General features: G+C 42.2%; 11 protein-coding genes. 3 read left to right on the top strand and 8 right to left on the bottom strand.

Annotated features, from left to right (window positions below):
* Window positions 1-431: 431 nt before the first annotated feature.
* Together IQ19_RS27495 and IQ19_RS27500 are read right to left on the bottom strand one after the other, a co-directional pair.
* Window positions 432-944 (bottom strand): YwhD family protein, encoded by a 513-nt coding sequence (locus tag IQ19_RS27495; protein ID WP_144546979.1) that lies wholly within the window; start codon window positions 942-944, stop codon window positions 432-434.
* Window positions 945-994: 50 nt separating this feature from the next.
* Complete coding sequence (locus IQ19_RS27500) at window positions 995-1,654, bottom strand: site-2 protease family protein (protein WP_144546982.1); 660 nt, start codon at window positions 1,652-1,654, stop codon at window positions 995-997.
* Between the two features lie 241 nt (window positions 1,655-1,895).
* On the opposite strand from IQ19_RS27500, the gene IQ19_RS27505 reads away from it, so the two are divergent.
* The gene (locus tag IQ19_RS27505; RefSeq protein ID WP_110063676.1) at window positions 1,896-2,081 is read left to right on the top strand and encodes a 2-hydroxymuconate tautomerase; all 186 of its coding nucleotides are present in this window, start codon (window positions 1,896-1,898) and stop codon (window positions 2,079-2,081) included.
* Between the two features lie 458 nt (window positions 2,082-2,539).
* Here the strand turns inward: IQ19_RS27505 and IQ19_RS27510 are convergent, their stop codons facing one another.
* The 3 genes from IQ19_RS27510 to IQ19_RS27520 form a co-directional block, all read right to left on the bottom strand.
* On the bottom strand, window positions 2,540-3,049 hold the full coding sequence (locus IQ19_RS27510; RefSeq protein ID WP_144546985.1) for a YwgA family protein: 510 nt from the start codon (window positions 3,047-3,049) through the stop codon (window positions 2,540-2,542).
* Between the two features lie 65 nt (window positions 3,050-3,114).
* On the bottom strand, window positions 3,115-4,416 hold the full coding sequence (locus tag IQ19_RS27515) for an HD domain-containing protein (protein WP_144546988.1): 1,302 nt from the start codon (window positions 4,414-4,416) through the stop codon (window positions 3,115-3,117).
* 249 nt (window positions 4,417-4,665) lie between these two features.
* Entirely contained in the window at window positions 4,666-4,890 is a 225-nt protein-coding gene (locus tag IQ19_RS27520) for a YuzB family protein (RefSeq protein WP_144546991.1), read from the bottom strand.
* 386 nt (window positions 4,891-5,276) lie between these two features.
* Between IQ19_RS27520 and IQ19_RS27525 the strand changes: the two genes are divergently transcribed.
* The gene (locus tag IQ19_RS27525; RefSeq protein ID WP_144546994.1) at window positions 5,277-6,035 is read left to right on the top strand and encodes an RsfA family transcriptional regulator; all 759 of its coding nucleotides are present in this window, start codon (window positions 5,277-5,279) and stop codon (window positions 6,033-6,035) included.
* A 106-nt stretch (window positions 6,036-6,141) separates the two neighbouring features.
* On the opposite strand, the gene lipL is transcribed toward IQ19_RS27525, so the two are convergent.
* Both lipL and pta read right to left on the bottom strand, forming a co-directional pair.
* A complete protein-coding gene (gene lipL / locus IQ19_RS27530; RefSeq protein ID WP_144546997.1) occupies window positions 6,142-6,981 on the bottom strand; it encodes an octanoyl-[GcvH]:protein N-octanoyltransferase in 840 nt (279 codons plus the stop codon).
* Window positions 6,982-7,249: 268 nt separating this feature from the next.
* Window positions 7,250-8,227: a phosphate acetyltransferase gene (gene pta / locus IQ19_RS27535; RefSeq protein ID WP_144547000.1), complete on the bottom strand. Its 978-nt coding sequence runs from the start codon at window positions 8,225-8,227 to the stop codon at window positions 7,250-7,252.
* Between the two features lie 355 nt (window positions 8,228-8,582).
* On the opposite strand from pta, the gene hemQ reads away from it, so the two are divergent.
* On the top strand, window positions 8,583-9,329 hold the full coding sequence (hemQ, locus tag IQ19_RS27540) for a hydrogen peroxide-dependent heme synthase (protein ID WP_144547003.1): 747 nt from the start codon (window positions 8,583-8,585) through the stop codon (window positions 9,327-9,329).
* Between the two features lie 159 nt (window positions 9,330-9,488).
* On the opposite strand, the gene IQ19_RS27545 is transcribed toward hemQ, so the two are convergent.
* Window positions 9,489-9,712: transposase (locus IQ19_RS27545; RefSeq protein WP_199749560.1), on the bottom strand; the 224-nt coding region annotated here is incomplete at its 5' end.

Genomic DNA, 9,712 nt, shown 5'->3' on the forward strand with positions numbered 1-9,712 from the left:
CCCTTTCTCTGGCTTTCCCGCCGAGTTCGGGCACGATTGACCTCTTTTCGTTCCCTTTCTCTGGCTTTCCCGCTGAGTTCGGGTACGATTGACCTTTTTCGTTCCCCTTCCCTGCGTTTCTCATTGGTTTAGGCACTATTCACTCTTATTAGAACCCATTCTTCGACTTCCCTCTGGGATTGGGTACTATACGCTATTATTATTGCCCCCGAACTTTTCCTAAGAGTACGACCACTATCCTACCTTAATTCCTAAATTCTATAGAAAAATGAAAAACCCCGGGGTCCGAATCCCGGGGTTTTTCGTGTCCTAGTGCTATATTGTGCCTTCACACTGTTAAATAGTTTACTTTTTTTATGGGAATTGTACAAGTAGTTAGAAAACCACGTCAATAAAATGTCACAAATTCGTCACAAATTTAAGCTTTTTTTCTAATTCGCTTGTAAATCTGATTTTAGTTGCTCCGCAGATCTTTCCCACATGCCCGCGTCATGGTTCTTTAAGAATTCAACCAGCACTCCCTTGGATTTTTCATCCATATGATCAACGATAATCTGTCTTTTAATGGATTTATCCATGCGGTTAACATGCTCTGGCAGCGATTTGTATCCTCTGCGGATTTCTCTGTCAACCGTCATTTCGCATGCAGTGACGCCTGCATAATAGGGGCCGCCCTCTTTGCGGTCAATCGTTACCCACATCAGCCAGTAAGGCTTTCCGTTAGGTACGTCATCCTTATTTGGAAGAAATTTAATTCCCTTTTCAACCGGACTTCTGGCATGCATCGCGCCAACTTCAATGGAAGCCTCGCCTGCATCTACATCAATAATCACTGGTGTCACATTATCAAGGCTGAGGGTACCGACACCAAAGCCTCCATGCCCGTCAGTCGGGTCGTTTTTTATAATATTAAAATCAACTTTCTTTTTCTTTTTTTCTTCCATGTTCATATCCTCCTAAGCAAGATTAATCTCATCTATTAAGTTTTTACTAATTATGTCATAAATAGTTCGTAGAAAAAATCATTTAGTCCGCTCGCCAGCACCGGCAAGACGGTGTTAAAAATCGGCTGTATGGTGTATTGGTCCAGTGGCGTGATCACTAGAATGAGGAAAATAACAGAGCCGTACGCTTCAAATTGGGTCATCTTCGGGCGAATATGGGCCGGCGCCAGATCCTCTATTATTCTGTAGCCATCAAGAGGCGGGAACGGCAAAAGATTAAATACAAACAACACTAAATTTAACTGGATAAAAATATTCAAAAAATCAGCAATAAATGACGGAAATGATGCAGCTAACCCTGTTCCGGCCAGCATATACCAGATAAAAAAGCCAAGAACAGCCATCACCAGATTGGACAGCGGTCCTGCAATCGAGACAGATATGCCTGCCAGCTTCGGTTTCTTAAAAAAGAATCGATTGACCGGAACGGGCCTGGCCCAGCCAAAACCGGCAATAAAAATCAGAATGGTCCCGATTGGGTCCAGATGCTGCATGGGATTCAACGTTAATCTTCCCTGCTTCTTTGCCGTCGGATCGCCAAATTTGTAAGCAACATAAGCATGGGCAAATTCATGGACCGTAAAGGCAATCATCAACGTTACAGCAACATAGGGGATCTCCCTGAGAGAAAACGCTAGAAATTGTTCCAAAAGCCAAAACTCCCTCTCCTGCCGGCAAAATGCTTGACTCATCTGCCAGGCAACTTTTATAAACTTTTTTCATTTTTTGCCAAGACCTAATACATACTATGTACAAAAAGCCCCTGCTATTTCTTATTACCTAAAAGTATACATGAACACGGCTCCAATGGGAAAGAACGTACAATCAGGCTTGCACATTGCAAGAAAATATGGAAAACTACAATCAGTAAATATGAGGAGGAAACACAATATGCCATACGTAACAGTAAAAATGCTAGAAGGACGTTCCGAGGAACAAAAAAAGGCTCTTGTAGAAAAAGTAACAGATGCAGTAAACGAAACTACTGGTGCTTCCAAAGATAAAATCGTTGTATTTATCGAAGAAATGTCCAAGAATCACTATGCAATCGGCGGCAAGCGTTTAAGCGACGAATAGAACCTCAATTATTTTTTAAAAAAGGCAGTTTTTCAATGAAAAGTATCCTTTTTCATTGGGAACTGCTCTTTTTATATGAAAGATATTAAGAATAAATTAGATTTCTTTGCGTAATGTTACAATTTCTCTGCCCATAGAAATTTTTCTCTGCGTATATCTCCGATTTCTCTGCACATAAAATTTTTTCTCTGCGTATAGATTTTCACAAAGGTTCTTTCTCATAGATTGTTGTTTTTGCTTATGAATTCTGCCTGTTGATTTCCGCTGCGGGCACTCAGCGAACCCGCGGGGAGGAATGGGAGCCTCCGCGGCTTTGCCTGTGGGGTCTCCCACTTCCCTCTCTTCCCACTGGAGTCAAGTGCCCTCCGCTACAATCAACTCAGTTGGTTATACTAAGTGATCCATCAAAAACAACAAACTTTACGAAAACAGCTTTCACAAAAGAAAAGCCAGGCAATTTAATTCTGCCCGGCTCTTTCTCTTAAGCTTTCAATATATTGATAAGCCTGCTCCACTTCTTCGTCCGTGTAGCGCTGTTTGCTTTTTAGCGTAAAAACCTTTTCCTTTACTTCCTCTTTTGGAAGGTCATTAAAATAAAGGACTGTTGAGACAAGCTCAAGAAATCTTGCATTTTGGCCGTTCATGTCCATGAGGCAGTCCTGCAGGCTTGGCATCTCCACTTCATTTACAGTCAAAAATTCCTTGCCTGTTTCTGTGAGTGTATACCGATACTGGTAGTAGCCGCCTTTTTTCTCTTTCACTTCGTTTAAAAATCCCATATTGCAAAGCTCTTCGACCCTTAAAGTAAGCTCTTCGGAATAAGGGCCATAAAAGTGAAATTGGAATCTTTCCTGAAAAGGAAATGCGATGTTTTTGGCGATATAAATCATTTTCTGCAGCTTTTTCCGTCCCACTATTTCTTCAGAGACTGCAATGGCATGCATTAATTTGGCGTGATCCTTTAACAAAGCTCTTCATCTCCTACTCCGTTTTTTCCCGTATCTATAGAAAATCAAATGGACATTATGTAGTCTTAGTCGATTTCCAGCAGCATTCTAATTTGTTTTTTAATGGTCGGCTTTTTACTGTCGTCTGAAATAAAATCAGCCGGAAAATACAGTTTATGGTCTGTTCTGCGTTTACCCGAGATGGCATCCACTATTTCTGATTCACGGGAAAGCTCGCGGATATCCCCGTTTTTCATCAGCAAATGAATAGGCAATCGTTCTTCTTCCTCACCCGGCCGGTAAAAATCATAAGGCAAATCAGATGAGGAATCGACAACCAGGTAATACTCCGGGTCAATGCCTGCTTTTTTAAATAAACCGGACAGCTCTGCCAGTTTTTTATACTCTTTTGCAGGGTCAAATTCCACATATTTATATAAGTTCCGGTCCATAAAGCGGCAGGAGAGATCTCTCAGGATGTGATCCTCCTCCTCCTGCCACATCTGGAAATAATAAAGAATAATTGCTTCATCCAGTTTAATATAATCCTCCAGCGTGATTTCTCCGCTGAATAATGAATAAAAATGGATGGGATCGTATTTAAACGTATAGTTCTGTTTATGCAAGTCCTTGGCCCGATGCAGAATTTTCGTCAGTATAACCTCCGCACTCCGGGTAACCGGGTGAAAATATACCTGCCAATACATTTGATACCGGCTCATAATGTAATCTTCCACTGCATGCATTCCGCTCTGCTTTATCACTACCTGGTCTTCCCTGGGCCTCATGACACGCAAGATCCGCTCCATATCAAAATGGCCGTAGCTGACACCGGTAAAATAAGCATCTCTTTGCAGATAATCCATACGATCTGCATCGATCTGGCTGGAAATCAAGCTGACTACCAGCTTATTTTTGGAGGTTTTTGCAATTACCTCTGCTACCTTTTCAGGAAAATCGGAACTTACCTTTGTAAGCACCTTATTAACCTCGGTACACCCTAGAATGATCGCTCTTGTGAAATGCTCATGGTCGAGGTCGAACACTTTTTCGAAGGAATGTGAAAACGGGCCGTGCCCCAAATCGTGGAGAAGTGCCGCGCATAATGAGAGGAGGCGTTCTTCTTCATTCCATTCCGGCCTGCCGATAAACACATCATCGGCTATCCGCCGTACAATCTCGTAAACTCCGAGCGAGTGGTTAAAACGGCTATGTTCAGCACCATGGAAGGTTAAGTAGGTTGTTCCAAGCTGCTTAATTCTTCTAAGGCGCTGAAACTCTTTTGTCCCTATTAAATCCCAGATCACTCTGTCCTTGACGTGTATGTAACGGTGGACAGGATCCTTAAATACCTTTTCCTCGCTTAACTTTTCCGCCGAATATGCCATCTTTTACCTCCGCTTATGTTGCATGTTACTATTATATCCCGATTGTTATGCCTATTCACCACAAAATTCCCAGATTTTTATGGCCATTCGACAAGAACCGCAATACAGCAATCATCTGTCCCAAAAATATTTTTCGACTTTTCTAAAAATAATAACGAACTGCCCATTATATCTCTTTACCATATGCGAGCCCAAAATAAACTTGGGCAAAAATAAAAATCACCTCAGGACAGAAGTCAAAAGGCGATTTTACTTTTTCAGCTTCTTATTAATTTTCTCCATCAATTCCTCTTCCGTTAATGCAGCTAGCGGACGGTTATTGACGAAAGCAAATGTCTTTTTTCGGCCTGGTCCGCAATAGGACTGGCAGCCGATATCAATTTTAGCGTCGGAATCTATTTCTTTCAAACGCGGAATTAGTGTTTTTAGGTTTACTGCCTGACAATCGTCGCAAACACGAAATTCGTTTGCCATTCTATTTACAACCCTTTCTGCGGTCTAACTTTTTATTTTAGGCTCTGTTAAACTTGCCTGTTGATTTCCGCTCCAGCCACTCGCTTGTTAAAGGATGTCCGATGCACGGCATTCCTATTCAAATTAAGGACTGAATCGCAAATGCCCTGTCTAACTGCTACAGGCTATTTTAAATCTTATCTGGCTCCATTGCAAGCTGTAATCATTAACTTGGGTGGTGTATCTTACTAATCTTCATATAACCGCCATACGTATCTAGCGAAAAATAAAATTTTTAAAAAAATCTACTATCCTTTTAATCACCTTTGTATAAAATCTGCCAAGTTTGTCCATCCTTTAACTAAGGCAACAACAAAAATGCTTAAAAAAAAGGGAGTTGAGGATGAATGAAAGTACGTCAGGACGCATGGACAGACGAAAATGATTTATTGCTAGCTGAAACAGTTTTAAGGCATGTCAGGGAAGGCAGCACACAATTAAATGCTTTTGAAGAGGTTGGAGATAAGCTCAACCGCACCTCTGCAGCCTGTGGATTCCGTTGGAACGCAGTGGTAAGGCACCGCTATGAAAAAGCGCTGCAGCTTGCAAAAAAGCAGCGCAAGCAAAGACAAAGAATGCTAGGCAAAGATCAGGGAGGCAAGAAGAAACTCTTATACTCTCCGCCAGTGCCTACTATGCAGGAAGTTGAAGCAGCACCCGTTGCATCTAATAAAGTAACCCCTCCATCACCGGCAGATTTCTATGAAGAGCGGACAGAAAATGAAACAGCTGAAAGAACAGAAGCCGTTTCATCTTATACATCCACTTATTCGGAACCAGCTTACACAGCACCTGCACAATTGGATTTGGATAGCGTCATTTCATACTTGCAAACATTAAATCACTCAGGCATTCAGCTTGATATACTAAAAAATGAGAATGAAAGATTGAAGCGCGAGAATGCTGATCTCAGAAGCCGAAACGTAGAGCTGGAAAGCAAAATCAGCGAGCTTGAGGAAAATACGGTAACGATTCAGGAAGATTACGAGACACTTATGAAAATCATGAACAGAGCGCGTAATTTTGTTCTGTTTGACGAGGAAGACAGACCGGCCTCCAAGTTTAAAATGGACCGCAATGGCAATTTGGAGAGAGTAGCTGAGTAATAGCTCATAATAGATAGAACACTTCCGGCAACGGGAGAAGGAGAAAATGGCAGCAATGCCCCATTAAGAAAAGCCGTAACCACACTGGTTTACGGCTTTTCTTTATCTATTCACCCAATACCTTCTCATTCCGTTCTGTGACCCGATGATAATAAGCTTCAAATAAACTCGCTTCATCCTCTGTCAGCTGGCCTGCATAAAGGCGGCCTGCTTTATTTTTTAAAGCCTGCAAAAAGCGCAGCATCACATCCTGGACGGTCAGCTCTGCACCCAGTAATTCGGATAGTGATGCCATAACAGCCGGCTGGATTTCAGGATACTGGAATTTTGTCTGTTCTCCCTTTCTGGAAAGAGAGTAGAATTTACCGATCAAATCCGCCCGCTCACTGCCGCTGCCATTCACGCCAAGGTAAATTTGCACGGCTACTCCATTGCGGAGGCGCCTTTGCGAGATACCGGCAAACTTCTGTCCACCTATACTTAAATCATAGCTTCCAGGGCAGTAGGAGCCGACAATCTCTTTCGCTTCTATTTCTATATTAAAATCAGAAAACATCTCTTTTATGAGCATCCACATCGCGTCATAACCGCGGTTAATATCTATTCCTTTTTCGCTTTCCGGAAAAATCAGCGATATATTCAGGACACCTTCGTCCAGGACTACAGCCAGCCCGCCGGAATTTCGGACGATCACCTGATATCCCTGGCTTTTTAAAAAGTCAATTCCCTCATCTAGATAAGGGAGCCTGGTATCCTGGATTCCAAGCACAATCGTATTATGGTGGACCCATGTCCTTGCAGTCGGCGGCGCCGATCCAGAGCCGACAGAAGCACAAAGTGTATCATCCATCCCGAATGAATGCAGGGCATTTAAATGGACAGCAAGTGCAGATTGGTCAATAACCCTCCACTCCACCTGCTGTAGCAAATCTTGTGCCAAATTCATCTACTTTGATCCCCTTTTGCCGATATTACTAGTCAATAATATGTTAATCGGCTCAAAATTATCTATTCATGACCGGCTTCACATTCTTACCAGCCTGAATTCTATCTTTAACGGCCAATTTAGCCAATTTATCGGCCAAATCTATAACTTTATCGGTCGAAAATGCGTTTTTATCGGCCAAACCCGGCAGTTTATCGGCCAAAGGCCCATAACAGATTTATTATAGCAAAAAAGCCAGTCACAAGGGACCGGCTTTCAAGTAATAGCTTTATTGATTTAGAGCCTGAGCTGCAGTGATTAGTGCAAGCTTATAGACGTCTTCCTCGTTGCATCCGCGGGATAGGTCATTTACCGGACGGTTTAAGCCTTGCAGGATTGGTCCCACGGCTTCAAATTTCCCTAGCCGCTGAGCAATTTTATATCCGATATTTCCAGCTTCGAGGCTAGGGAAGATAAATACATTTGCATCCCCCTGGATTGGTGAATCCGGAGCTTTTTTCTCTGCTACAGATGGAACAAATGCTGCATCAAATTGGAATTCTCCATCAATGATCAATAACGGGTCACGAAGCTTTGCCTCTTCAAGTGCACCAGAAACCTTTTCTGTTTCCGGAGACTTGGCAGAGCCTTTTGTTGAAAAGCTCAGCATGGCAACGCGCGGTTCAATATCAAACATTCTTGCAGTCTTTGCACTTTCAATCGCGATTTCAGCCAGGTCCCGGCTGTCAGGTGAAATATTGATCGCACAATCTGCGAAAACATATTTTTCATCCTCGCGAACCATGATAAACACACCGGAAGTTTTGCGGACGCCTTCCTTGGTTTTAATAATTTGAAGGGCTGGACGTACAGTGTCTGCCGTAGAGTGTGCCGCACCGCTCACAAGACCGTCTGCTTTGTTAGCATAAACAAGCATTGTGCCGAAGTAATTTTCATCAAGAAGAATTCTGCGTGCATCTTCTTCTGTTGCTTTGCCTTTGCGTCTTTCCACAAATGCCGCAACAAGCTCATCCATCATAAGAAAGTTATTTGGATCGTAAATTTCAGCGGATTCAAGGGAAATGTCCATATCCTTTGCTTTTGCTTCGATTTCTGCAATATTTCCAACAAGGATGGGTGTGATGACTTTTTCAGCAGCCAATCTTCCTGCTGCCGCTAAAATACGCTCATCCTGCCCTTCCGGAAAAACGATTCTTAAATTTTGTCCTGATACTTTTTCTTTTAAAACTGAGAATAAATCACTCATGTAAATTCCTCCTAAGGCGTCTGATTTCCGTTCATTTAATAGAACTTACCCTATATACTCCCTTAGAATACTCTTCATGCCCAGAATTTCAAGGAGTTCAGTCACTGTTAGCGTTTTCAGACAAAATGTTTTTGTTTTCGGTAAATTTCCAATTATAAGTAATCTTCAGATCAGAATCATTTTATATTTATATCTTGTTTTAAGATAACCATAATGGCCTTTTTGTAAACGCAGTGCCGCAAGCGACGCCCTATTTTGCTTATTTCAAACATTTCAAGTTTTATACACATGTTAAATGGAGAAACTATGTTATATTAGTGATGAGAATTTTTAGTACATATTAGGAGTGATCGTAATGAGTGAAGCAGCAGTAACGCTCGACGGCTGGTATTGTTTACATGACTTCCGTACAGTTGATTGGACTACTTGGAAAATGCTTTCAAGCGATGAGCGCCAAGCAGCCATCCATGAATTTATGGCCCTAGTGGACAAATGGAATACTACACAAAGCGAGAAAAACGGCAGCCATGCCCTTTATACAATTGTTGGCCAAAAAGCTGATTTTATGATGATGATCTTAAGGCCTACAATGGAAGAACTGAATGAAATTGAAAACGAGTTCAACAAAACAAAATTAGCTGAATTTACGATTCCAGCTCATTCTTATGTTTCTGTTGTTGAATTGAGCAATTACTTGCCTGCAGGTGAAGATCCTTATCAAAACCCTCAAATTTTGGCACGCCTTTATCCTGAACTGCCAAAAGCCAAGCATGTATGCTTCTATCCAATGGACAAGCGCCGCCAGGGCAATGACAACTGGTACATGCTTCCGATGGAGGAACGCCGAAATATGATGCGTAGCCATGGCATGATCGGCCGCCAGTATGCCGGAAAGGTAAAACAGATCATCACTGGTTCAGTTGGCTTTGATGATTATGAATGGGGCGTTACCCTATTCTCTGATGATGTTCTTCAATTCAAAAAGCTCGTATATGAAATGCGCTTTGATGAAGTAAGTGCCCGCTACGGCGAATTCGGCGCTTTCTTCGTAGGAAACATCCTTAAAGAAGATAAAGTCGGAAAGTTCCTGCATGTAAACTAATATAGGTTCTCAAAACCCCCAGCCCAGGCGAGGCCACTGAAAATCTGCCGATTTTTTGGTTTTCCTGGGGAGACCTGAATGAAAAAAGCCGGCTTATTCCGTATTTTTGGAATAAGCCCGGCTTTTTTTCTTGTTTTCAGTTCTCTTTTTACTTTATATTTACCCCAACAGCTTAAGTATTCTTTTTAGATTGACCGTAAATATGGCCATGGCGCCTTGTAATTCCATGCCAATTAGACCCGAGGATGTGGCTACATCATACCCGTGTCTGTGTTTTAACTCGCTATTCTTCGCCTCTATTTTATACCGTTCCCTGGATTTCTCCTTGAAGTACTCACTTTCCTGAAACTCCGCCTGATCTGAGTGTTCAGTTGACTTCAAGG

It is taken from the genome of Cytobacillus oceanisediminis, from assembly GCF_007830235.1.
Taxonomy (GTDB): Bacteria; Bacillota; Bacilli; order Bacillales; family Cytobacillaceae; genus Cytobacillus; species Cytobacillus oceanisediminis.